This is a genomic window from Dyadobacter sp. CY261 (assembly GCF_021440085.1).
GTDB lineage: Bacteria > Bacteroidota > Bacteroidia > Cytophagales > Spirosomataceae > Dyadobacter.
This window is the reverse complement of record NZ_JAKCPW010000005.1, coordinates 365,549-392,451: the sequence shown is the minus strand read 5'-3', so window position 1 is coordinate 392,451 and position 26,903 is coordinate 365,549. Positions and strand designations below refer to the sequence as shown.

Sequence of the window (26,903 nt, the reverse complement as noted above, 5' to 3'; positions counted from 1 at the left end):
TAAACTCGTGATTGTGTGATTGGGAATTCATGTACGTATATCTACGACCGTTGTACGAGCTTCGTCTTCGGTATGCGGTTTCGTACTATCGTCGTCGGTGCTTGCATTATATCGTTATTTCCTATCTGAATTTGAAAGAATAGATACTTGATTTATGAGAAATGGCTTTTTACGCGTATTTTTTTTCTGCGTTTTTCCTTTTTTAGCGAAAGCTCAGGATGTGAATTTTTCAACCCCTCACACCAGCACGATTTTTATCCGTAACCTGACTACGAATAGTACCGTGGGAAGTACACCTGGCGAAGGGGGGGTATCAGGAAGTGGTAGTGCTACGTATAGCATTCCGATAGCAGTTCCGCCTGGGACAAACGGTGTTGTACCGCAGGTATCAATCGTCTATAATTCACAGGGGGGGACGGGAATTGCTGGGTACGGGTGGAGTATTGCGGGGCTTTCGGCCATTACAAGGGCGCCTCAAAACAACTACTTTGATGGAAGTGTGAGCGCCGTTGACTTGAGTACGGCCGACAGGTTTATGCTGGATGGTTCCCGGCTGATTTTAAAGCAAGGGACTTACGGTGCGGCCAACTCCGAATATGGAACGGAAACAGAAAATTTTGCCAAGGTGACTGCATATGGAACTGCGGGAGGCGGCCCGGAATATTTTAAAATACTCACCAAGGACGGGGTGTTAATGGAATTTGGTAATACCACCGATTCCCGTTTTCTTGCCGAAAGTGGCGGAACTGCTATGTTCTGGCGGCTCAACAAAATATTGAATCCAGACGGTAACTACATCAAGTTTGTTTATACCAACGCTGATCGCGATTCACGCATTTCTGAAATACAATATACCGGCAATGAAAATGTGATGATCAATTTAGGGGCTGGAAATGTGAAGTTGGATACTTATAACGTATTGAAGTTTTCTTATAAAGTCCGGAAATCCGGGAACACCTTTTCAGATATAAGGACATCCTATGAAGGAGGTTCGTCAGTGGTGAACAAATACCTATTAGATGAAATTGTCGTCAATGCGGAAGGTGCGCTGGTGAAAAAATACCAATTCAAGTACGGGCAAAATAACATCAATTCTTTATTGAATGAGGTGGTTGAAATAGGCAGTAACGGCACTTCTGCATTGAATGCGACCGTTTTTAAATATGGTGATGCGCCTACGGGATTCACAAGGGAAAATGGGCCGACGCCTCCTTCTTCCTCTGACTTTTTTTCCGGAGACTTCGATGGTAACGGGAAATCCGACATGGTTGTGGCCCGATACGATCCACTTGCTTATCCTACCTCAGATGGCTGGAAAGTCGATAAGAGGTACAACAGTTTTTCGGTATTCAGAGACGGTGACAGCTCAAAAGAAACCCCGCTTGTGACGTTGGCTAGTGGGACGGTGTTGAGACCGAACATTTTCCAGGGTAATAATTACTCCTTCATGAGTTCGGATTTCAATGGGGACGGTTTGGATGATTTGTTAACGGCTCAGATCAGTTCGGTCAATTTTTCCGGAGGGACAAAGCCGGTCTTGTCGGGGATCGCAGTACATTATGGTAAGCTATCTGGCTCTGGGCTCACTACCGACCCACTGACATTTTCGGGACAAGGCTTTCCAACAGATGCCGGTTATAATAGTTGCTTGCCTCCTAACCTGCATTACATTTATACTGGGGATTTCGACGGAGATGGGAAAAAGGACTTTTTTACCTTGCTTCAGGAGTCAAACGGTGTTCAATCCCGAACGCAATATTATCACACGTTCAATAATCCGGAAAGCGGTATTCCTTATGACATTTATAACATTGGCAAGGATACCGACAATTCCTGGCTAGCCAACACTTTTGCGACGGCAAAAAGTATCTACATTCTGGATTTCAATGGTGATGGAAAGGATGATGTAATGACTGTCAATAACGGTTCTACAAATATTTATACGTTCACCGGATTTAAGGTTGTTAACTTTTCTGGTATAGCGTCCTTTAAACTGGTGTATACATCTACCCGTTTGCTGCAAGATGTTTACAATAATGCCGTCTTTTTTGGCGATTTTAACGGCGATGGAAAAACGGACATACTTTATCGCGGGAAAAATGATTCGGGGCAGGTGAATAGCTATCCCTGGTACAAGGAGACATCCACTGGCAAAGATTTCATCCCGTCGGGTATTCCTATTATGTCTACGAACGGGGCTTTGCCTGAAAGTGATCTATTCCAGGTTGCAGACTTTAACGGTGACGGCAGAAGCGATATCTACTACCAGAAAAAGCAAACGGGTGGCCCTGATAAGATTTATATGCATTACAGTACCAACGATTCTTTTTATTCGACGGAATATACGACTCCAGCCGTTGGTAATTCGTATACACAAGTCGGTTCGTCATTCGATCTGAACGGCGACGGACGTGCTGAAATGGTCATGAAAGGAACCGGAGCGACCCTAACGGTCATTTCTCCGCTTAAAAACGGACAGGAGAATCTACTCCTTCAAACCCAGAATGGTATGGGGCTTAGTACAAGTTGGAACTATAAGAGCTTGTCGGAAGGCGGGACCTTTTATAGTAAAGGTGCGGTTACTTTAAATGATCATCCGTTAGTCAATGTTGGATTACCGATGTTTGCCGTTTCAGATTACTCCGTCCAGAATGGAGTAGGAGGCCTTTCAACGGTTGCATATGCATACGGTAATGCAAAAATGCATCGAGACGGCAAGGGATTTTTAGGTTTCGGGGCGGTAACAGCGAATAACATGGCCTTGGGAGTTAAGACAGTGTCAGAAAACGACTTTAATACGATTTATTATACCGCAATACCGAAGAAGGTCTCGACCTACCTGAGTGGTAGCAGCACCCCGTTTGGTGAAACTATCACTGAGAATGCGATCGTGACGATTTCTGGTACAAAACGCTTTTGGGTAAAAACGAATAATGTCACCGAGACGAGAAGTCTGGAAGGGCGAAAGGTCAGGACGGTCAATATTTATGATGAGGCGAATGGGAATGTCGCCACTAGTACCGTCACGAAAAGCACCATTGATAACACCAACGTTGAAGTCGCAGAAACGGTGTCGCTTTATGCAGCATATGTAAGTGCCATCAAGAACAGGCCGACCGAGGTAACTGTTACCCGGACCAGAACAGGATCTGCACCATTTGTAGCCAAATCGACATTCGGCTATGACACTCAGGGTCTGCTGACTTCCCAGACAGAATTTAGCAATACTGATAAAAAGGTAGTTACTGCTTACGGATATTATCCAAGCGGTTCGCTTAAGAAGACAACAATTACGGGATATAATGGAACCACTTCTCTGACACCAAGAAGAGATTCTCTGGGCTATGATATCAGATATCGATATCCAACCGTGACAAGGAATGCGATGGATTATGAAACTGGGGCTTCTTACGATCCGAAATGGGGAAAAGCGTTAACTTCAACAAGTATGGAAGGATTGACCACGACGCATTTGTATGACGTTTTCGGGAGGGTTACAACTACGACATTTCCCGGCCCCTATACCGTAAGCAATACCGACAGTTGGAATACACCAAGTGGGTCGGGTTGGATAAGCAAACAGGAGACCCTGGCCCCTACGAGCGGAAGACCCGATACAAAAACATGGTTCGATATTCTGGGACGAAAAGTCCGGACAGAAACGGAGGGTTTCAATGGGCAAACAATTATTCAGACCCAGAGTTATGATGCCAGAGGAAACGAATTCACGGCGAGCCAGGCTTACATGTCGTCCGAAACCCCATTGACAACGAACAATCTGTATGACAGCTATAATCGACTTGCAAGTGTAAATAGAGGGGTACTTGGGACAACTACTTTTGAATATACCCTGGTTTCCGGGAACCTAAAAGTCACAACGACGGCCCCTGCCGGAATATCTTCCAAGACGACAGATGCCAGTGGTTTGGTTATCAAAGCCGAAGATAATATCAATGGGGCAGTAGATTACACTTATTACAGTCATGGTGGAGCGAAGGAAATTAAGGTTGGCGGGACGATTGTATCCTCTAGCGAATATGACGCAAATGGTCGACAAACTAAACTTACAGATGCTAATGCTGGAGTGACCGTATATAATCACAATGCTTTAGGCGAATTGATAAGTCAGACTAATGCTCTTAACAAGACGCATACAAGGGAGTATAATAAGATTGGTCAGATCACTAGCCGTACCGGACCTGAAGGTGTAACTAGTTTCATTTATGGAACGACCAACGGCTCCGGGGAGCTAAAGGCAAAACTCAAGCAGGTGAACGGATTCGCAGATAATCATCAAACGATTTACGCCTATAATGATAAAGGCAGGATAACTTCTGTTAACGAAAAGGTTAATGACAGTGGAGACAATGCTCTGGACAACCATATCACATCCTATACATATAACCAATTTGGTGATGAACTGACAGTAACGTACCCGTCAGGCCTCGTAATAACCAGCGAATATGACGCCTATGGATATTTGAAGTATCTCAAAAGGGGTACCAAAGTGCTCTATACGACAGGAACCATGAATGGGCAAGGGCAGGTTATGACATACTCGTTGGGTAACCTGAAATCATCCACAATCACTTATGTGAACGGTTTTCCGACCGGTTTTCAGACGGATGGAATTCAAAGTTTGAATATGGCTTGGAATTACGCGAAAGGAACGCTTACGAGCCGTACGGATGCACGGACTACGGTCAACAAAACCGAAACATTCCTTTACGACGGCTTAAACCGTCTCACAACCACGACGATTGGTAGCAATCCGTCATTTGGGATACAGTACTCGGGTAATGGTAACATTACGAAAAAGACAGACGCCGGGGATTACCAATATCATCCGACCAAGATCAATGCGGCTACGAAGGTTGAAAATACAGTGCCGTTTGCTATTGCGCCTTTTCAGCAGGATATCACCTATACCGATTTCATGCAACCTGCTACTGTTAAGGAAAATGGATACGAACTTACATATACCTATAATGCTGATTACAATCGCATTAAAAGTGTAACCCTGCAAAACACTAACATTGTTAATACTCGCTATTACTTCGACGGCTACGAAAAGGATGTAACGGGTGGAACTGAGCGGTACGTGCAATACATCAATTCTCCTATAGGTCTGGTATCCATTATAACAAGCCAGGGGGGAGCCCATACGGAGCATTATAGCTATACAGATCATCTCGGCTCAATTGTCACTGTTACGAATGATGGTGCAGGTATTGAAGCACAGATGAGTTTTGATGCGTGGGGAAGAAGACGGAATACAACTTCCTGGGAATTGTTGTCACCTACCGCCAATACGGGCTTGCCTGTCTGGTTGTATAGGGGATATACGCAGCACGAGCACCTTGATAATTTTGGTCTGATCAACATGAATGGCCGGATGTATGACCCGGTACTAGGCAGGATGCTTAGTCCGGATAATTATGTGGCCGATGCTCATGATACACAGGCTTATAATAGATATTCGTACGCCCTAAATAATCCTCTGACTTATGTAGACCCTGACGGAAATTTGCCAGTCTTTTTGTTCATGGGAATGATGTACGGAGGAATTCAAAATGGAATCTCCTATGTGGAACAGGGTAAAAACTTCCTCGATGGTTTCTGGCGCGGAATGATAACAGGCGGGCTTAATTCTTTTGCGTCGGTCTATACGCCAGCCTCTGCGATAACAGGCGCTGCCTATGGAGCAGCTACCGGAACGTTAATTGCTGGTATTGGGTCTTTCCTTAACGGCGGTAGCTCACAGGGTGGATCAACCGCACTTATGGGAGCATTTTCAGGTGCGGCGACTGGTTTCTCGAGAGGAAAAGAGATTGGGATCAATCCAGTAACTGGAAATGGAGACGTTATAGAATATATGAAAATGAAGGAGGTCGCCACCATGGGTGAGCAGTGGTCTTCAACGGAGAAAATGCGGGAACACTATGATAATACTATCGGAAAGAGAGACAATATGACGATAAAGCAAGTGGAGAAAATAATTCATGCTAACGTAATGATAGCAACAGATGATATCATGGAACAGGGGCTTATGTTGACTTCATTTGGGGAAATATATCACTCCCACTTAGGCTTTTATGCAGGTGGAATCACAAAGGGTAAATATGTAGGAGGGCTGCTGTATTCGGCGGGCTCCTCTATTTATATCGCCCCTGCTGCGGCGGGGTATTCACTTGTACATCAGAATGGGATATTTAAGCATGAGTTTATGCATGCTTGGCACTGGACTAAGAATCCAATCAAAGCCGATTATAAAAATTTTAGTGAGCGAGCAACTTCGGCTTTTTCAATGGCTTATGGTAAATTTTATGGACTCGACATAAGCAATACGCGTAGAGAATTTAACCATGTCAACGGTAGTGCAGGGACTCCATTGTCCTATTCTTGGAAAGAATTTAATAAGTTGATCCCGACATGGCTAAAATAAGAGTAGTACTGTTTTTTGTAATTGCTGTGTGTGCATGTAGGCAGTCGGAACAAAACGCTAGCTCAAAGGATGTAAGTGATCTTAAATTAGATAATTATAATTTAATCTTTGTGTCACCACTTGGGGGAATAACGTACAATTTTGTTTCAGATAGTGTTATAGCGAAGTTTAGGGAGTCAACTATCTATGCCGACACGCTAGGTATGTCTATGGAAAACTTGGATAGTATTGCTCAACTTTTTTACGCAAATAAGGTAAATGAAGTTCGTGGAGACGTTTATTTGGACGGTGAGAACGTCATAACACCGCAAATTGATACTAGAATAATAGTATGTAATAAGAAGGATACAATTTCAAATATTTATACGAGCCAGTATCTTCGATCTGAAAATGAACTAGACGATAAAAGAGAGAGAAGACTGTTTGACTTTCAAAAGGCCGCTTTCACTCTACTTAAGAAGCAATCAAAGTATAAAGCCCTTGAGGATAGTTTGGCGCAAATGAATAGACAGAATAACACCACAATTCTTTGATTGGAAGTGTTGTCGTGGGCGTTATGTTTAACAAATTTTAACCACCAATTTGAAGCTTGTAACATCCAACAAAAAAGCCCTGCTTTCGAAAAGTAGGGCTTTTTTATATAAGCGGGTATTTGCTTACCCCAAATCCACCGTCCGTCCCGTCTTCACCGACTCGTCACAGGCAAATGCGATCTGCAAGCTCGTAACCGCATCCTGCAAATGGTCGGTGAGGTCGAGGTCCTCAGAGATCGCGTGCAGGAAGTAACGTTGTTCGCGGTTGCAGAGCTCCTGGTGATCGGGCTCGTCTTCGAGGTTGATCCAGGTATCTTCTTTTACAAATTCGTCGGAACCATTCAAATCAGCATGATGTACGCGGATCGACTCGGTTTTCGTATGTGCTTCCACGGACGAGGATTTTCCGGCTCCGCCTGCATCTTTGGCCACGATGGATGCCGAACCTTTCGGGCCGATCACATCCTTTACAAAGAATGCCGTTTCGCTGATCATCGGGCCCCAGCCGGCTTCATACCAGCCTACCGAGCCGTCTTCAAACCAGATTTGCAGTTGACCGTAGTTATAGTTTCCGGCAGGAATATCGTCTGTCAGACGTGCGCCGATCGCATTCACACGAAGTGGTTTCGAGCGGGTCATCTGGCACATCACATCAATATAATGCACGCCGCAATCAACGATCGGGCTTAGGCTTTTCATGAGGTTACGGTGAACGCCCCACATGTAGCCGTGGCTTTGCTGGTTGAGGTTCATGCGCATCACCAATGGTTTGCCCAGACCTTGTGCTTCGGTCACGAAACGTTCCCAGGACGGGTGTACGCGGAGAATGTAGCCCACTACCACTTTCTTATCCGCTTTTTTAGCGGCATCTACTACCCGTTTTGCCCCTTGAACGGAGTCGGCTAGTGGCTTTTCGATAAACACGTGTGCACCGGCTTCCAGCGCCTTAATCGCAAAATCTTCGTGCGTATCCGGGTAAGTGGAAATACATACCGCATCGGGTTTGGTCTCGTTCAATGCCGTTTCATAATCATTGAAAAGGGCGTAGCCGCCGCCGAGTTTTTCATTGAGGACCTCTTTGCTTTTTCCGGTCGAAACGATCCCGCAGATCTCGAAACCATCCAGGAGCTGGTAAGCAAAGGCATGGGAAGCCCCCATGTTCCCGCAACCGACTACCAGTACGCGGATGGGACTTTCGTTTTCAAAAGATGACATAGAGTAAAGATAAATGTTAAGATTATGGGTTAGCAGGAACAAGCGGCCATGCAACGCGATGACCGTGTCTAAGTGTCAAAATTAGGCATTAAAATCCGTAATAGGCCAGTTTCGCTTCAAGTGAAAAAAAATCCGGTTTCGGTTATATAATTCTCTTTGAAAATCGAAATAACTGTACGATAATGCATCAAATTTGTTACTCCTCATCTACTTGTTCATGACCAACATTTTACTTCCTATCAGACTGTCCGGTCTGTGCCGCAGGAATGTCCTGTCCATCCATTTCCTGATATTCTTTTTAACGTTCCAGGCGATTGCTCAGGAAGATTTCAAGCCTAAACTGGGTGTGATCGACCGTGCTTCCCTTGAAATGACTGCCTTTCCGGGCGACAGCACCGCCGACGCCGTTTACCTGTACGACTATGGCAAAGTGACTTTCAGTTACGACAATCTCAAAGGTATCCTGATGTCGTCCGAAATCTGGGTGCGGATCAAGATTCTCAAAGAATCGGCACTGGACAGGGCTTCGGTAGGCATTCCTTTCTACGAGGGATCCAGCTACAAAGAGCAGGAATGGATAGAAGACCTGAAAGGGTACACCTATAACCTCGAAAACGGCCAGATTGTCCGGACCGAACTGGAAAAGAAAGCCATTCGTCGCGAAAAATCGGCAGACTCACACAGTACTACCAAGTTTAACCTCGCGAACGTCAAAAAAGGTTCGGTCATCGAATATTCGTACACGCGGGTTTCGCCGATCAACGTGCGCAACGAGCCCGATACATGGACTTTCCAGTCGACGGTTCCATCTAAATGGAGCGAATTTAATATGGTCATTCCTTATTTTCTGGATTATAAAATGACCATGGGCGGCTACCTTCAGCTGCATATGAACAAACAGGAGCCGGTAAACGTGTCAGTAGGGCATTCCTCCTATGACGGTAAAGGCATATCTTATCGCTTTGTCGTAAAGGATGCCCCAGCATTTATAAACGAGCCGTACATTACGACGGCCGCGGATTATGTGTCGAAAATTAGCTTTGAACTTGCGAGCGTTGCTGTGCGCGGAGAAATTCCCAAAGACTTTTCGCAAACGTGGGATGACGTCGAAAGGACGCTGGACGAGGCGAAGTGGTTCGGGGGAGAACTCAGGCGAAGCGGCTTTTTAAAAGAAGTGCGCGACCAAATCGCTGCGAAAACCACCGATCAGCAGGAACGCGTGAACCTCGCCTATAAGCATGTTCAGGACCGTATGAAATGGGACGGTTATTCGGGTCTCTATGCGGGAGACGGTATCAAAAAGGCCTATGACAACCGCAAGGGCAATGCCTGCGACATCAACCTGATGTTGACAGTGCTCCTTCGTGAGCTGGATATTGAATGTAATCCCGTTATGCTCAGCACCCGTGCGCACGGGTATTTGCATCAGCACATCCCGATGATCGAAAACTTCAATTATGTGGTAGCACACGTGAAGATCGGGGAGAAGGAGTATTTTCTGGATGCATCGGAGCCCTTCGCCAAGCCTGGTATGCTTCCGGAAAGGGCTTTGAATGGCTTCGGAAGGCTTATTCCCAAAAAAGGGCAGGGCAGGTTTCTGGAAATCATTCCCGGTGACTCGGAAAGCAAACTCGAAATGATCACCGCCAATATCGTTCCCGATGACGGCACGATTAAGGGAAGTTACAGTATTTCCTACGGAGGCTACGAAGCCCTCGGCTGGCGCTCGAAATATGCTGCTGAAGCGGACAACATTTTTCATGACCAATTGAAAAAGGAAGTACCGGAATGGAAAATCCAGAATGTGGCTATCAAAAACAAAACGGATGATCTGAAGGGAACAGTCAATGTGACCTGCGATTTTGAAATTGAGGATGAAAATGCATCACCCGGTGTTTTCTATTTTAATCCGATCATGGCGGGCCGGTGGACGACAAATCCGCTCAAATCAAAGGACCGCATTTATCCGATTGACCTCGGTACCGGCATCTCCGCATCCTTTATCGGTAATTTTACATTACCCAACGGCTACGCGCTGGAAGAAATGCCCAAGGCCGAAATCATCGTCTTGCCGGACAAGGGAGGGAAGTTCTCATACCAGGTTCGCCAGGTTGGGAATGTAATCCAGGTCAATACGGCGATCCAGGTTAGCCGGACGCGCTTCCTGCCGGAAGAATACGCCGATTTGAAAGAGTTTTTTGAGCGCGTTGTACAGAAACACGCGCAGCCGCTGGTCATCAAGAAAAAGACTATTTAATATCTTCCGTTTTCATGAAAAAGCTGAATGCATGTATTGGTAATATATTAATGGCTGTCGCGATACTGTTTCCGCTGTCCGTTATGGGGCAGGCGGATTACAGTGTGGCGAAGATCAATCCGGCGCTGGTGAAGGACGCAGATGCGGTGCTGCGCGTCGACGAAGTCTTCTGGGATATTAAATCGCAGGCCGAGGCGGTGCGTAAAACAAGGCTGGTAGTGACGATCTTCAACGAAAATGGGGAAGAACACTATGGAACGCTGGGCGTGGGCTATGACAAATTCACGAAGGTTATCGACATTTCAGGAACTCTCTACGATGAAAACGGCAAGCAGGTCAAAAAGCTAAAAAATGCTGACATCGAGGATTACAGCAACGGCATTGCTGGTGACGACATTTCCGACAGCAGGGCCAAACGGGCCAGTTTTGGGAAGAAAAGCTATCAATACCCCTATACCATTGAATATGTACAGGAGGTACGCACCCGGAATATGATGTTCTATCCAAACTGGACCCCGGAGCCGGAGGAAGGTTGTGCTGTGGAGTATTCTGTTTTCAAAATAAAGACACCGGCCGGATTCGAATTCAGATACAAGGAATACAATGGGGCTCCGGCGGTTAAGAAATCCAAAGACGCAGATGGGGCCGATATTTATGAATGGATTTCGAAAGATTATGTAAGGCCAAAGACTAGCGACCTTTATCCCTTGCCCGGATATGACAGGACGCCCATGGTCGAGGTGGCACCGGCCGATTTCGAAGTACAGGACTATAAAGGCAATTTCAGGACCTGGGAAGATTTCAGCCGTTTTTACTACACGCTCAACGCCGGACGCGATGTATTGCCCGCCAATGTGCAGGAAGAGGTGAAAGCGCTGGTAAAAGATGCCGACACGGATAGGGAAAAGATCGAGCGCATTTATAAATGGATGCAGGGCAGGTCGCGCTACGTGAGTATCCAGCTCGGCATCGGAGGTTGGCAAACCATCGACGCCGCGACCGTCGCCAGAACCGGTTATGGAGATTGCAAGGCATTGACCAATTTTACATTGGCGGCGCTTAAGGTTGCGGGCGTTCCTGCCTGTGCAGCGCTGATCCGGGCTGGAAAGGAAGCATTGATCAGGCCCGACTTCCCGATGAGCCGCTTCAACCATGTGATCGCCTGCGCTTTCGCCGGAAAAGACACCGTCTGGCTGGAATGTACAAGTCCTACGACGAAACCCAATTTCATGGGCAGTTTCACAGGCGGAAGGCCTGCATTGCTTGTGCTGCCAACCGGTGGCAAGCTCGTGGCGACCCCCGATTACAAAGCTCCGCAGAATGTAAGGCGTAGCGTTTCGAGTGTAAAACTCAATGAAACCGGTGATGGCGAAATCGAATCCCGGGCCGTCTACACAGGCTTACAGCACGAACCGAGAATTTCGATTCTGCAGCAAGCTTCCAAGGAGGAACAGAAAAAATGGCTGGTAAGCCATATCAATCTCCCGAGTATGGATTTGCAGGGTTTCGAGCTCACTGAGGGCCAGGACAAAGAACCTTCGGTGACGGAAAAACTGACATTGAACGTCCGTAACTGCGCTACCAAAACCGGCACCCGGCTATTTGTCAAACCCAGCCTGCTGAGCCGCTCGTTTGGATTCCCTGCGACTTCGGAGCGGACGACGGATTTCTACCTGCCTGTTTCGGAATACAACTTTACCGATCTTGATACTGTATCTTACGCGGTTCCGGCCAACTACAAATTAGAAACGACCTTGCCTGCATTCCAGATTGCCTCGGCATTTGGTAATTACGAGTTGAAAACGACCTTTGAAAACAACAGGCTCATTTGCACAAGGAAAGTGGTAATGAATGGCGGACGTTACGAATCGAAGGATTTTGCGGCCTGGGTCGATTTCCTGAAAAAGATCAGAAAGGCCGATCGGGCGCAGGTGGTGTTCGTCGAAAACAAGCTTTGAGCGCAATTTGGGTAGTATGTTAAAATATGTAAGGAATTGATTAAAACATGTGAATATCCGCATGCCGGCATGGATTAATTTTGAACTAAAATTTTAACATAAGCAGGATATGAACAAAGAAGCATGGTACGGCATTTTTCCCGCGTTGGTGACGCCTTTCAAATCAGATGATACAATAGATTTTGAACTGTTCGGCAAGAACCTCGACGCGCAGGTTGAAGCAGGTATAACCGGGGTAATCGTTGGCGGTTCGCTCGGGGAAGCCAGTACACTCACCAGAGCCGAGAAAATGGAGCTGGTGAAATATGCGAAATCAGCTCTTCCTGCTGGTCTGCCGGTTGTACTCGGTATCGCCGAACAGTCCACTGCCGAAGCGGTAAGCATCGCAAAGGAAGCTGAAAGCATCGGAGCGGACGGTCTGATGATCCTCCCGCCAATGCGTTACAAAGCGGATGATTTCGAAACTGTAAACTGGTTCAAAACCATCGCCGAAAGTGTATCGCTTTCGATCATGATCTATAACAATCCTTACGACTATAAAATCGAAGTAACACTGGAGATGTTCGAAGAGCTTGCCAAAGTTCCGAACATTCACGCGATCAAAGAATCGACCCGCGACGTCAGCAATGTAACACGCCTGTTCAACAAGTTCGGCGACCGTTTCCGGGTGTTCTGCGGCGTGGATACGCTCATTATGGAAGAGGTAATGCTGGGTGTTGACGGGGTAATTGGTGGTTTGGTAGATGCGTTCCCGAAAGAAACCGTTGCCATCTTTAACCTGGCAAAAGCAGGTCAGTATAAAGAAGCATTGGTAATTTACCGCTGGTACCTGCCATTACTCGAACTGGATATTCATCCGAAACTCGTACAAAACATTAAACTCGCCGCTGCCAAAGTAGGTATCGGTTCGGAATATGTACGCGCACCACGCCTGCCGCTTCAAGGTGCAGAGCGCGAGAAGGTGATCGCCATCATCGACCAGGCCATTGCTACGCAGCCTGAGTTACCCGATTATTTGAATCTGACGGTTGATACGGTTGCTTAGTTAAAGCATGTCAGTCTAAGCGAAGCGCGAAGGATGTCAGTCTGAGCGCAGCCGAAGGATGTCAGTCTGAGCGCAGCCGAAGACATTCACCCTCCGGCTGCGCTGCTGGCAATGAACAACTCACAAAAGGGTGACAATGAACAACTCCGAGCAGACCGACATTGTTCAGGTCGTTCTGCTCTTGCAGATGGTCTAAATCCCTTCAAATCCCGTAATATTGACAAAAGATGCGATCAATTGTCGCTGGAATGTGTTCTGTTTTTGTCAAAACCATTGATTATGAAATTATCCGATTTAGACCTTATTTTAGAGAAAGCGCAGGAGGCATTTGTTGTGATGAATGCCTACGCATTACGTCGCCGTGTGGCTTTGATGAACGCCATTGCCGACGAAATTGAAGCGCTCGGCCCCGAGTTGATCCAGACGGCTATGGCCGAATCCAACCTGGCCGAAGGCCGCCTTACAGGCGAAAAAGCCCGGACAGTGTTCCAATGGAGAAGCTATGCCGAAGCAATGGAACGAGGCTATTCGCTTGATGCCAGTATTGATACCGCTAATCCGCAGCGTGCAGTGCCCAAGCCGGATATTCGCAAAACGAATGTCGGATTAGGTCCTGTGGCGGTTTTTGGGGCCAGTAACTTCCCATTTGCATTTTCGACGGCGGGTGGTGATACGGCTAGCGCCATTGCAGCAGGCTGCCCGGTGGTGGTGAAAGCGCATCCTGGTCATCCAAAGACTTCGCAGTTGATGGCAGATGCGATTAGTCGCGGAGTTGCCAAAAGCGGCTTCCCGGAAGGAACATTTGCCCATATTTTTACTGAAACCAATGAAGAGGCACAGGCTTTGGTGGGCCATCCGGTGATCAAGGCAGTGGGTTTTACTGGTTCTAATCGCGGTGGACTCGCTTTGGTAGAGGTCGCCAACAAACGGAAGGAGCCTATTCCGGTGTTTGCCGAAATGGGAAGCATTAACCCTGTTTTCCTGCTGCCTGGCAAGTTGAGTACTTCGGGAGCCGATTTGGCCAAACAATATGCCGGTTCGCTGACACTGGGGGTAGGACAGTTCTGCACCAACCCCGGCTTGCTAATCACAGAAGATGGCCCTGCTTTGGAAGGTTTTATCGCTGCATTGGATCAGGAAATCGTCAATATTGTTCCGGCACCGATGCTGAATGCAGGCATTGCGGTAGCTTACCGGGGTAACCGTGAAAAAGTAATCGGCCAATCAGGCGTGGAAGTGCTTTCCGTAGCGGCTACCGAGGCCGGCGACGGACAAGGTGCCGCAACAGTCGCGACAGTTTCCGGCGTCGATTTTTTGATTAATGATGATTTGCAAACCGAAGTTTTCGGGCCCTTTGCATTGATCGTGAAATGCCGGAATGCGGAAGAAGTGCTCGCGGTGACGGAGAAGCTGCACGGCCAGTTAACGGCTACGTTGCTTGCTACAAGTGAGGACTTGGCATCACACCGCGAACTGGTGGCTGCCATTCAGAACAAATGTGGCCGTATTATCTTCAACAACTTTCCCACGGGTGTTGAAGTTTGCAAATCCATGCACCATGGCGGGCCATTCCCGTCGTCGAGCAACAGCCAGTTTACCTCGGTTGGCCCGGATGCGATCAAGCGGTTTACACGACCATTGAGCTTCCAGAACTGGCCTGATGAATTTTTACCAGACGAATTGAAGAATGCCAACCCGCTTGGAATCTGGCGGACGGTGGATAACGAAATAACCAAAGCGACGCTGTAACACCAGCACGGGAGCCTTTATGCGTAAGACTTTTTTCTGTATCGATGCCCACACCTGCGGGAACCCCGTACGCGTAGTCGCAGGTGGCGGGCCGCTCCTTGAGGGCAACAGTATGATGGAGCGCAGGCTCCATTTTTTGAGGGAATTCGACTGGATCCGTAAGGGCCTGATGTTTGAGCCCCGCGGCCACGATATGATGAGCGGTAGCATTCTCTATCCACCCATCGATCCTGCGAATGACATTGGTGTATTATACATTGAAACGAGCGGCTGCCTGCCCATGTGCGGGCACGGGACGATCGGAACGGTCACCATTGCTATCGAGGAAGGCCTGGTGACGCCCAAAGTACCAGGCAATCTGCGTCTCGAAACGCCTGCCGGGTTGGTTTTGGTAGAATATGTGCAGGAAGGTAGAAAGGTGAAATCAGTAAAGCTGATTAACATTAAATCATTCCTCGCAGCTGAGAAGCTGACGGTCGAATGCCCGGATCTGGGCACATTAACTGTGGATGTTTCCTACGGAGGTAACTTTTACGCGATCGTCGATCCGCAGGAGAATTTCAAAGGCATTGAAAACCACACTGCCGACCAGCTCATTAGTTGGAGCCGCGTGTGCCGCCAGCGGATGAACGAGCAATATCAGTTTGTACACCCCGAAAACGAGCATATCAAAGGGCTGAGCCATTTTCTATGGACCGGCGCACCGCTTGATCCTACTTCGACAGCTCGCAATGCCGTTTTCTACGGCGACAAGGCCATCGACCGCTCTCCATGCGGCACGGGAACTTCCGCACGAATGGCACAATGGCACGCAAAAGGCAAGCTGAAAAAAGGCGACCGTTTTGTACATGAAAGCATTATCGGCTCTAAATTCATCGGTACTGTGGAGGACGAAACGACCATTGGCGACAAACCTGCGATGATCCCGGGTATCGAAGGCTGGGCCGTGATCACGGGGCATAATACCATTTTCATCGACGACGAGGAAGATCCCTACGCATTCGGATTTCAGGTGATATAGGTTTGGAGTTCAAAGTTTAGAGTTAAAGTGGTTGAAAGTTAGGGTTGAATGTTTAGAGTGGTTGAAAGTTTAGCGTTGAAATGACTACAAAAAAAGGCAGCGCCGTCATTATCGGTGGTGGGATTACGGGTCTGGCTTCGGCCTATTATATGCTGAAAAGCGGTTGGAAAGTGACATTGCTCGATAAGGGTGACTTGTTCGACAACTGTTCCATAGGCAATGCCGGCATGATCGTGCCGAGCCATTTCATTCCGCTTGCTGCCCCGGGGATGATCTCGAAGGGGATCAAATGGATGTTCAACAGCCGAAGCCCTTTTTATGTAAAGCCATCACTCGACTTTTCACTGATTTCATGGGGTTTGAAGTTCATGAAAGCGGCTACCGAAGCTAATGTCGAACGCGCCGCGCCGCATCTGCGTGACTACCATTTGCTGAGCAAGGCATTGTATGAGGATTTGGTAAAAGACGAAAAGCTGGATTTTGGATTGGAAGAAAAGGGTATTTTAATGCTCTATAAGTCCGACAAAACCGGAGAAGAGGAAATCCACGTCGGCAAGCAAGGCCAGCAACTGGGTTTGGACATAGATATGCTCAGCCGGGAAGAAGTGCAGGCATTGGAACCAGGCATCAAACTCGACGTCGCGGGTGCGGTACATTACCGTTGCGACGCGCATTTGTATCCAACGGCACTGGTCAATGGTTTGGTTAAAAGCATTAAAACCCTTGGTGGAGAGATAATCCAACAAACCGAGGTAACAGGTTTTGACATTCGTGGCGGGGAAATCAAAGCAGTCAACACTGCATCGCAAACCTATTCAGGCGATATTGTCGTAATGACCGGCGGCTCCTGGTTGCCGCAACTTTCCAGGCTGGCAGGGTTGTCCATTCCGGTTATGCCGGGCAAAGGTTACTCTTTCATGGAGCCAAACTCCAAACACCCTATTGTCCACCCCGCATTGCTGCTCGAAGCGCGCGTGGCTGTTACGCCTATGAACGGGCAGGTGCGCTTCGGCGGAACGATGGAACTCGCGCCATTGAATAACCAGATCAATATGAATCGGGTAGAGGGTATTGTCAATTCGATCCCCAATTACTACCCCGAACTGAATGTGGCTGTGCCTCAAAAAGACCGTATCTGGTATGGCTTCCGTCCATGTTCGCCGGACGGGTTACCTTATATGGGTTATTCTAAAAAGTTAAGTAACCTGATTGTCGCTGGTGGTCATGGCATGATGGGCATCAGTCTGGGGCCTGCTACCGGAAAGATCGTAGCCGAAATGGCCGACCGCCATGTGCCATCTGTAAATGTCTTGCTCTACGATCCGGAGCGGTACCAATAAGTCAGGCCCCGACTGTCGCAGCGCGACTGCCATGGCACTTTTGTAACCATTTTAGCGGGTGGTGAGGGATATGTATTGTGAGTAGGCCAAATACTTCGTAGTTTTCACAGATTAACACCTGACTTCATAAAACCTATTACCCTTTATGCCACAAGAAAACACTTCTTTCAAGCCCTCATTGGGTCTTGTCGACGCTACCATGCTCGTTGCCGGCAGTATGATCGGATCGGGGATTTTTATTGTCAGCGCCGATATCATGCGAAATACAGGTAGCGTGGGCTGGCTGATGTTCGTGTGGCTTATCACCGGTTTCATGACCCTCACAGCTGCATTAAGCTACGGAGAACTCAGCGCGATGTTCCCCAAAGCTGGTGGACAGTACATTTATCTCAAGGAAGCATATAACCCCTTGATTGGTTTTTTGTACGGTTGGAGCTTTTTTACCGTCATTCAGACAGCCACAATCGCCGCCGTCGCCGTGGCATTTGCCAAATTTACGGCTTATCTGATCCCTCAGTTCAGCGAAGACCTTGTTGCATTAGACCTTGGTTTTCTTAAAATAAGTCCCGCCCAGCTACTGTCCATTGTGGTGATCGTGGTGCTGACGTTTACGAATACACGTGGCGTTAACAGCGGCAAGATTATCCAGACTACTTTTACATTAACCAAGCTCCTGAGCCTTCTTGGTCTCATCGTTTTTGGATTAATTTTCATGAAACCCGAAATCTGGGCTGCCAACTGGGGTGAAGGTATGTGGGATTTGCATAAGCTCAGTCCGGACGGCAGTGTCGAATCGTACACCACCATTGCCGCATTGGGCGCTATTGCCGCTTCCATGGTAGGCTCGATCTTTAGCAGCGATTCCTGGAATAATGTCACTTTTATTGCCGGCGAGATTAAGAACCCGCAACGCAATATTGGCCTTAGCCTTGCACTGGGAACGATCATCGTGACAGTCATCTACGTGATGACGAACGTTATGTACACCGGCGTGCTCTCCTTGCAAGAAATTGCCGCAGCCGACAAAGACCGCGTCGCCGTATCTGCCTCACACGTCATTTTCGGCGGAGCCGGGACAATCATCATTGCCGTTATGATCATGGTCTCGACTTTTGGGTGTAATAATGGCCTCATCATGTCGGGTGCACGCGTATATTACTCCATGGCCAAAGACGGCCTGTTTTTCAAGAAGGTTGGCCAGCTTAACAAGAATGCTGTGCCCGAAATCGGTCTCTGGCTTCAGTGCGTGATCGCCTCATTGTGGGCGTTGAGTGGCAAGTACGGTAACTTGCTGGATATGATCTCGTTTGTGGTAGTGGTATTTTATATGCTGACTATCATTGGCATATTCATTCTACGCAAAAAGCGTCCTGATGCGGAACGACCCTACAAGGCATTCGGCTATCCTATTCTGCCGATCATTTATGTAGTGATGGGAATTGCATTCTGTATTCTGCTGATCATTTACAAACCGGAATATACCTGGCCGGGGTTGATTATCGTGTTGCTGGGGATCCCCGTCTATTACATGGTTGCAAGGAAGGATATTGCAGTTAAGGAATAGGAAACAATTGGGTGAAGCGACAAGTTGGGCGTAATGGATAATTAGGCGTAGTCTCTACGTCAACCATTCATTACGCCCAACGGCTTACAATTTACTTTTCTCAATGGTTAGCTTTGCTCTTCCAACACCTCATCCAGATTACCCAACGCCATTGTGAACCCTTCCTCGAAGCCCATTTGCATGATTACTTCAATATCCTCATATTTATCATACTGAATCAAAACAGAAACAGTGGTTCTGCCATCCGCTTCCGAGAAAGTATTCGTCCAAAGCGATTTGGCGAACTCCGGATTATCGGTTCCATTCTCATCACAAAATGCATCGAGCGCCGAGAAGCTTTTCTGAGGATCGACCGTCTTATAGTCGACTTTCGCCCAATGCTCTTCTCCTTCCGGGCCGACCATCGCGTAGAGCCATGTGCCACCTTCTCGGAAATCATGTGATTTCGTCCGCGCCTTCCACGGCTTCGGGGCCCACCATTGGTCAAGCAGTTCGCTTTGTGTCCACGCTGCCCAAACTTTCCCCACCGGGGCGACAAATTCACGTTCCACATTGACGCGGGCATTTTCTTTGTCTACCGAAAAATTCTTTAACAGGTTACTTTTCATTTGAATCGGAATTTAGGTTGATTAATAGTTGATCTAATTGATTAAAACGGTCTTCCCAGTGTTTTTTGAACTGTTCTAACCAGTGGTCGAACTCTTTCATTTTGACTGGATTAAAATAATAATGGATCTCCCTCCCGACCTTGTGCTGTGTCAACAGCTCGCAATCGGCGAGTACCTTGATATGCTTCGAAACAGCCTGCCTGGAAGTATCAAAATGTTCTGCCAGCGCATTAGGTGTCATAGCGTGCGTAGCGATCAACACCAGAATCGCCCTGCGTGTCGGATCTGCAATAGCTTGAAATATATCTCCTTTCATACGTGAGCTAAATATGCAACTCTATGGTTGCAAATATATGCGCAACTTTTTAGTTGCGCAATAGTTTTGGAAGAAAATTTATTTCAGGTGCCGGGATTTTAGATTATCCAATCCAGCTTTCCACCATTATTGTTGATCCGATTGAGATGCTTTGAATTATTAGTAATCATCGTAAGGTGATGGGTGATAGCCGTAACATCGATCGATAGGTCGAAGTCGTCCAGAGGTGTTCCGGACTTTTGAAGGCGGTCTTTCTCTTTTTGCGAAGAGATCGAGAGAAATGCTATTTCTCCATCACCACCGTCACCAATCCCCGGGCCGGAATCTTAACCCCATCCTTCAAATTCGAAATCTTCGATCGCTGCATATCAATCCCCTTTTCCCCACTAGTCAAATAAACATCCCCACTCTTCCCCCGAAACCCACTAACCGCCGGTTTCAAAACCCGCTCCTCAGTCCCGTAATTGATAGCCACCAAAACGACCTGCTTCTCATTCGCATAAGCAGAAACCATCAAGTCCTGTGCGATCTCTTCCCTGCTGAGGTTGTCGCCGCGTACGACATTTAACCGATCCATTCCCGGACGGATGAAGCGGCTGTAATGGCCCAATGCCCATAAATTTTTAGTTGCCGTAATGCTGCCGTCGGTATATTCCTTATTCGCAGGTTTAAGTGCAATGACATAATACCGGGTGTCGAAATCTGCATTCCCCGGCTCCCAGCTGTTCCAGAGTTGCCAGGCTGAAGCATTGCCATATACAAGGTCGTCGTGGATGACTTTGGAGAGGAATAGCGCGCAATCGATGGCGGGAATGCGGCCGGTTTTACCTTCACGGTAGCCGTCGGCGAGCATGGAGTATTCGGTTTGCCAAAAGGTGACGCCGTATTTTCGGGTGGTGTCGGCAATGTGCCGACGGATGGCGATGCGGGCGCTGTCGCCTTTGTCGGTGAAATAGCTGTGGCCGCCAATGAGCGGTGGGAGGTGTTTCAGGTTTCTGAGGGCCAGTTTGCTGTCGGGCTTGAAAAAGGCTTGCGTTTGTTGGGTAGCGTTACCGTTCTTGCCGTAGAGGAAATCGAGCTGGGCGGCTTCGGTGATCAGGATTTGCGACTTCGAGCCGGTGGTGGTCAGGGCGCTGTCGAGGGCCTTGGCGACGCGGGCGATTTCGTCGTTGCGCCAGGGGCTGCCTTCCTGCTTGGCTGCTTGCCCGGGTGCGTGGTACCAGTCCCATTGTGGCTCGTTGACAGGGCTGATGTAGTTGAAATGCAAGCCTTCGTCATCAAAATGCCTCAAAACTGTGGCGAGGAAACCAGCATAGTCGGCATAATGCTGTGGTTTGAGGTTTGAAATGTAATCTTTATCCGTTTTATAGCCCCGGCCATTCTTCGTGAACTGCACGGGCGGCGTGTTGGAGAAGGCAATCAGGTTTTCGACGCCGTACTCCCTGGCTTTTTTGGTAAACCATAGATAACCTGCCTGCTTCGACCAGTCGTAAGTACCGTCCGGACGCAGGAAACATTCGACGCGTTTCCGAAAATCGTTGATACCGCTGCTGTCGCCTTGCTCGGCTGTGCCTCCGCCGATGTTGAATCGCCAGGCCGAAAGTCCGATACCTCTGGGATTGCCGCTGGCGTCAAATTTTTTACTAAATAACCATTCTGCCATTTGCTCGCGGTTTTGGGCTGGCCAGTTGTTAGCAATGCCTTCCGTAAACCAGGCCCCGGCGGCACCGAAGTTGTCGATCTTCTGGGCTTTGTTTTGGACATCGATTTGAATGACCAGTTCACGCGGTTTCTGGGCGTGGAGTGCATAGGCGGTGAGTAGCGCAAATGCCAGGAGTAGCGTTTTCTTCATTGTAAGGATTAGAACCAATCAAAAATTAAAATACATTAAAACCCATTGTCAGGAGGATCGCCACGACGGCCCAGCCCGCTATTTGAAGCAACAAGGAATGTTTGTAATTGCCCATTAACCGCTGTTTCCGGCTGGCGACCAGGAGTATTGCCAATGCAATGGGTAACACAAATCCATTCAAAGTCCCCACAAACACCAGCACTTTTACCGGCCGGCCGACCAGTACGAACACAATGAGGGAAATGAGGATAAACACAATGGTAAAATAAGACTGATACTTTTCCACAAAAGGATGAAACGACCTCAGAAAGGAAATAGAAGTATAAGCCGCACCAACCACCGAGGTAATGGCTGCCGCCCAGATCATGAGCCCAAAAAGTTGTTTACCAAACGTTCCGGCAGCATTTTCAAAGACCGAAGCGGCCGGGTTTTCGGGGTTAATGCTTACTCCGGCAATGACGATCCCCAGCGTGGCCAGGAATAGCAGATAGCGGATCAGCGCGGTAATGAGAATGCCGGTGGATGCGCCGCGGTTGACCTCTTTCAATGAATTTTCGCCTTGCACGCCGGAATCGAGCAGGCGGTGGGCGCCCGCGAAAGAGATATAGCCGCCTACGGTCCCGCCGACAAGGGTGAGGGTCGCGATGGCGTCGAATTTTTCGGGGATGAAGGTGTGCTGTATAGCGCTTCCCAATGGCGGATGGGAAGTGAATGCGACGTAGAGGATAAGGACGATCATGATAAAGCCAAGGATTTTGGCGAAGCTGTCCATGGCCTTTCCTGCTTCTTTGAACAGGAAAATGGCGATGGCAATGGCAGCGCTAATAATCGCTCCGATTTCCACGCTGACGCCGGTCATGGCTTCGATGCCCAATCCCGCACCAGCCACATTGCCGATGTTGAATGCCAGCCCACCAGCCACAATGAGGAATGCCAGTAAATAGCCGAGACCGGGAAAAAGATCATTGGCGAGGTCCTGGGCGCGTCTACCGGAGACGGTGACAATCTGCCAGATATTGAACTGGACGGCCAGGTCGATCAGGATGGAAAGCAGGATGACGAAGCCGAAGCTGCTGGCCAGCTTTTCTGTGAAAACGGTAGTTTGCGTGAGAAAACCCGGCCCTACCGCGGAGGTGGCCATCAGAAATGCAGCTCCTAAGAGAGCGTTTTTATTTTTTGACATATTTTAAATAGCATAACCGCCGCCGCCAGGAGTTTCAATAGTCAAAATATCTCCGGCATTCACTTTCTGACTGTAAATCCCTGGTAATTCAATTGTAGATCCGTTCGAGGCAAGCAAATGCCGCCCGCAAGCGCCGTCGCTCCCGCCAGCCATTCCATAAGGCGCAAACCGCCTGTGCTGCCCAAGCAATGTAACATGTAACGGCGCTAAAAATTCCACTTTCCGCACAATCCCATCTCCACCGCGCCAGCGACCACTGCCCCCCGACCCAGGTCGAATCCCGAATTCCAGCAACCGAACGGGATATTTCCGTTCCAGTTGTTCAGCATCGGTAATGCGCGTGTTGGTCATGTGCTGATGAACCGCCGAGCGACCATTAAAGCCGTTGCCAGCACCCGCTCCGCCACCAATCGTCTCATAATAGCCAAATTGCTCGTTTCCGAACAGGAAATTGTTCATCGTCCCCTGGCTACAAGCTGCGAGGCTAAATGCTTTGAGTAAAGTGTCCACCAACCGCTGGCTTACTTCCGTATTTCCACCAACGACCGCCGGACATTGCAAAGGGTCGTCGGAGAACTGAGGATGCAGCAAGCTGTTTTCAGGGAGTTTGATCTCTACATCCTGCATTAAGCCGTCATTCAGCGGAATATCCTTATTGACTAAAAGCCTTAAAACATACAAAATGGCACTATATAGGATCGAAATATTGGCATTCAGATTGTTTGGATGGACGCCGGATGTGCCGGTAAAGTCAAAGATCTGCTTATTATCGGCTATGGTGATTTTTACACTAATCCGATGATAGTCATCTAGCATTTCAGAAGCTTCAAAAACTTGCCCCTGTAACGGCGCTAACGCGTTTCTGAGCTGAGAGGCAGCCATTTGTTTCAGTAGGCTCATATATTTCCTCACAGTTCCTAATCCATGATTTTCGACCAGTTTCAACAACTGTGCACTACCTTTTTTCAATGCGGATAACGCTGCGATAATGTCCGCTTCATTCGAAAGGAACGACCGGGTAGGATAAGGACCGCCTGTGAACAACTCCCGCAGTGCGTCCCATTGAAATTCACCCCCCTTCACCAGGTATTGCGGTACGATAACCACGCCTTCTTCGGCCAGACAAGTAGCGTCCGGCGGCATCGAACCGGGCGTTTTGCCTCCGATTTCGGCATGATGGGCCCGGTTGATGACATAACCGGCACAAATCCCTTCGTCCGTGAAAACACCTGCGATCAGGGTGATATCCGGCAAATGCGAGCCGCCATAACGAGGGTGGTTTGTGATCACCACATCTCCGGGACCGATTGCAATAGCCTCTCGCACGAGGCGCCCGCAAATGCCCATGCTGCCCAGGTGCACGGGAATATGCTGCGCATTTACAAGCAGTTCGCCGTCGGCATCGAGCAATGCGCAGGAGAAATCGAGCCGCTCTTTCACATTGACCGAGAATGCCGTCCGCTGTAACTGCACGCCCATTTCATCTGCGATAGCCTTGAAACGGTTGGTGAAAAGCTCCAATGCAACTTCGTCACTTTGCCGGCTGGCATTAGCGTCCGCAGTTTTCGTTTTCCAGGCAATAGCATCCTGACCATGCTGGATGATCAGTTTCCAGCCCTTGGGGAGATAGGTGGTTGAGGTATTGTTGAGGAGAATGGAAGGCCCTTCCAGTTTGTCGCCGATTTGTAGGTCGTCCCATTTGAAAACGGCGGTTTCGGGAAGGTTTATGTCATTCAAAAATGGTTTGTTGTAAGCCGAAGCAAGTACATTTTGACCATTTTCTAGGATCGGGAATGACTGAATGCCTGGGTTTTGCTCCTGTACTTTGAGCTTGATACTTTCAAGTTCTACAACCGGATTGGCAGGATAATATCCAAACTGCGAACGATAGGTTTCTTCGAATACATGGAGTGTCGTATTTCCGGAGTAGGGTATTTCAATGGAATTTTCCTGCCCCGCGAAACGAAGATAAACGCGAAAGAAAACCGTCTCAAAAGCATTTATGCCTTGCTGAATCAAAATTTCAACCGCTTGTTTTTCCAGAATTTCCAGCCACTCACCTACAAACTGCGACGCCTGCGACCAGGGTGATAAAATTTGTTTTGAAACAATCGTGCTGATCAACGCTTCACCGATTCCCGCCGCACTGAAAAGCCCGCCGTCGTAAGGGAGCAAAACGGTATTGATATCCAACAATTCGGCTAGTTGGCAAGCATGTAAGCCACCCGCTCCACCAAAGGTAACCAGTGCGAATGCATTGGGATTAATGCCCTTTTCAACCGAAATCCTGCGTATCGCATCGGCCATTTTCTCGTTGGCAATGCGTTCGAACCCAATGAGAATCTCATCGTAGCTTAACTGATTGCCGGTTTGGACCATAATGGCGTCGCGGAGCTCTTTCAGTCGGGCAATAGCCGCGTCAGGATTAATAGGTATGCTGAATTTGGATGTTTCCAGCTTACCCAGCAGCAAATTTACATCGGTGATGGTAAGCGGGCCGCCTGCACCGTAGCAGGCCGGGCCGGGTGAAGCGCCCGCGCTTTCTGGACCTGCTTGCAATGAAAAACCATCAAACCAGCAAACGGAGCCGCCACCCGCAGCCACTGTTTCGATGGCGAGCGTAGGATTATGAAACTCGATGCCGTCGATTTCAGTAGTGTATTTCAGTTCGGGCAGGCCGTCGATGAGTGCGGTATCGGTGCTGGTGCCGCCCATGTCGAAGGTGATGGCCTTTGTAAAGCCGAGTTTTTGCGCGAAGTGGGTCGCCGCTACCATGCCGCCAGCCGGTCCGCTAAGCAGGCTGTCTTTGGCCCGGAAGCCGCTTATTTCCGAAAGGCTGCCTGTGCTGGTCATGACTTGTAGCGAGCCACCGCTCAATGTATTGCGGATATTGGTCAGGTATTGATCGAGAATCGGGTCGAGATAGGCATTAACGATGGCAGTTTGCGTCCTGCGCAGGTAATGCGAGAAGGGGAAGAGCTCGGAAGAAGTAGAAATATATCGGACGCCACGCTCTGATAACCAGCCTGCTACCAGTTTTTCATGCTCCTCGTTTCGGTAAGAATGTAAAAGCGAAATAGCTACCGACTTATAATCAGTAGATGTTTCGCTTGGCTCAAAGTCGGATAAATTCAATGCATTGATCACATTGCCGTCCGCGTCCAGCCGCTCGTCGATTTCCAAAACTTCGTGGTATAGCAGTTTGGGTTCGGGGATATCGAGTTGAAAAAGCGACGGCCGTTGCTGGTTACCGATGTAGAGGAGGTCTTTAAAACCTTTTGTAACAACCAGTAATGTCCTGGCGCCCTTGCGTTCGAGCAACGCATTCGTGCCTTTGGTTGTGCCAAGCCGCATGGCGATCGGCGGAAGCGGCTGATCGAGCGGCGTTTGAGTCAGTAAGCGCGCGGCGAGAATAGGCGCTTCTTCACCGGTAGTAATTTCAAAATCAGCCGGGTGCATAAATGGGAGGTCATCGGCTAATGTAAGCGTGTGCTGTTGCTGGTCGATGCGGGTAATGCGACTGGTAATACCGTTGCCATCCAGTTTGAATGTATAGTTTTCTAAAAGACTGCCATCATAAGGCCATGCGGCTTCGAAATGATAGGTAAAAGGGGCCGCCCTCTCCGTAATTCTCCCGCGGAGACAACTGGAACTGAGTACTTTAATGCGTGTTTTCTTTCCGGCCGGGTCGATGCCCAGGCAATCGGTAAATGTCCCGCCGGTATCGATCCAGATTTGCCAGTTGCTTGCAGGGGTATTTTTCAAAACGATGGGTTTATTTCAATAAAAATGCAGAATTCCCAATTTACCCAATTGC

15 protein-coding genes are annotated in these 26,903 nt (G+C 48.4%); 9 read left to right on the top strand and 6 right to left on the bottom strand.

The genetic code is table 11. The features are described 5' to 3' along the window. The first annotated feature begins 220 nt into the window (after window positions 1-220). Entirely contained in the window at window positions 221-6,445 is a 6,225-nt protein-coding gene (locus LZD49_RS16730) for an FG-GAP-like repeat-containing protein (RefSeq protein WP_234668710.1), read from the top strand. Further along, window positions 6,433-6,978: a hypothetical protein gene (locus LZD49_RS16725; RefSeq protein ID WP_234668709.1), complete on the top strand. Its 546-nt coding sequence runs from the start codon at window positions 6,433-6,435 to the stop codon at window positions 6,976-6,978. Before LZD49_RS16730 ends, LZD49_RS16725 begins: the two co-directional genes overlap by 13 nt. A 123-nt stretch (window positions 6,979-7,101) precedes the next feature. Here LZD49_RS16725 and LZD49_RS16720 read toward each other — a convergent pair whose 3' ends face one another. Continuing rightward, a complete protein-coding gene (locus tag LZD49_RS16720; RefSeq protein ID WP_234668708.1) occupies window positions 7,102-8,193 on the bottom strand; it encodes a Gfo/Idh/MocA family protein in 1,092 nt (363 codons plus the stop codon). A 217-nt stretch (window positions 8,194-8,410) separates the two neighbouring features. On the opposite strand from LZD49_RS16720, the gene LZD49_RS16715 reads away from it, so the two are divergent. From LZD49_RS16715 to LZD49_RS16685, 7 genes are all read left to right on the top strand, one after another. Further along, window positions 8,411-10,450, top strand: a complete 2,040-nt coding sequence (locus LZD49_RS16715) for a DUF3857 domain-containing protein (protein WP_234668707.1) — start codon at window positions 8,411-8,413, stop codon at window positions 10,448-10,450. 14 nt (window positions 10,451-10,464) lie between these two features. Further along, window positions 10,465-12,408 (top strand): DUF3857 domain-containing transglutaminase family protein, encoded by a 1,944-nt coding sequence (locus LZD49_RS16710; RefSeq protein WP_234668706.1) that lies wholly within the window; start codon window positions 10,465-10,467, stop codon window positions 12,406-12,408. Between the two features lie 109 nt (window positions 12,409-12,517). Further along, on the top strand, window positions 12,518-13,453 hold the full coding sequence (locus LZD49_RS16705; RefSeq protein WP_234668705.1) for a dihydrodipicolinate synthase family protein: 936 nt from the start codon (window positions 12,518-12,520) through the stop codon (window positions 13,451-13,453). Between the two features lie 279 nt (window positions 13,454-13,732). Continuing rightward, a complete protein-coding gene (locus LZD49_RS16700) occupies window positions 13,733-15,202 on the top strand; it encodes an aldehyde dehydrogenase (NADP(+)) (RefSeq protein WP_234668704.1) in 1,470 nt (489 codons plus the stop codon). A gap of 19 nt (window positions 15,203-15,221) precedes the next feature. After that, entirely contained in the window at window positions 15,222-16,223 is a 1,002-nt protein-coding gene (locus tag LZD49_RS16695) for a 4-hydroxyproline epimerase (protein WP_234668703.1), read from the top strand. A gap of 80 nt (window positions 16,224-16,303) precedes the next feature. Then, on the top strand, window positions 16,304-17,563 hold the full coding sequence (locus LZD49_RS16690; protein WP_234668702.1) for an FAD-binding oxidoreductase: 1,260 nt from the start codon (window positions 16,304-16,306) through the stop codon (window positions 17,561-17,563). A 145-nt stretch (window positions 17,564-17,708) separates the two neighbouring features. Then, complete coding sequence (locus LZD49_RS16685; RefSeq protein ID WP_234668701.1) at window positions 17,709-19,127, top strand: APC family permease; 1,419 nt, start codon at window positions 17,709-17,711, stop codon at window positions 19,125-19,127. 107 nt (window positions 19,128-19,234) lie between these two features. On the opposite strand, the gene LZD49_RS16680 is transcribed toward LZD49_RS16685, so the two are convergent. From LZD49_RS16680 to LZD49_RS16660, 5 genes are all read right to left on the bottom strand, one after another. After that, complete coding sequence (locus LZD49_RS16680; protein WP_234668700.1) at window positions 19,235-19,735, bottom strand: SRPBCC domain-containing protein; 501 nt, start codon at window positions 19,733-19,735, stop codon at window positions 19,235-19,237. Then, window positions 19,725-20,051, bottom strand: coding sequence for a helix-turn-helix transcriptional regulator (locus tag LZD49_RS16675; RefSeq protein WP_234668699.1), 327 nt, complete (start codon window positions 20,049-20,051; stop codon window positions 19,725-19,727). Before LZD49_RS16675 ends, LZD49_RS16680 begins: the two co-directional genes overlap by 11 nt. A gap of 283 nt (window positions 20,052-20,334) precedes the next feature. Further along, entirely contained in the window at window positions 20,335-21,903 is a 1,569-nt protein-coding gene (locus LZD49_RS16670; protein ID WP_234668698.1) for a glycoside hydrolase, read from the bottom strand. Window positions 21,904-21,928: 25 nt separating this feature from the next. Continuing rightward, entirely contained in the window at window positions 21,929-23,086 is a 1,158-nt protein-coding gene (locus LZD49_RS16665) for an NRAMP family divalent metal transporter (protein ID WP_234668697.1), read from the bottom strand. 3 nt (window positions 23,087-23,089) lie between these two features. Further along, window positions 23,090-26,851 carry a hydantoinase B/oxoprolinase family protein gene (locus LZD49_RS16660; RefSeq protein ID WP_234668696.1) on the bottom strand — a complete coding sequence of 1,254 codons (3,762 nt, stop codon included), beginning with the start codon at window positions 26,849-26,851 and terminating at the stop codon, window positions 23,090-23,092. Between the last annotated feature and the right edge of the window lie 52 nt (window positions 26,852-26,903).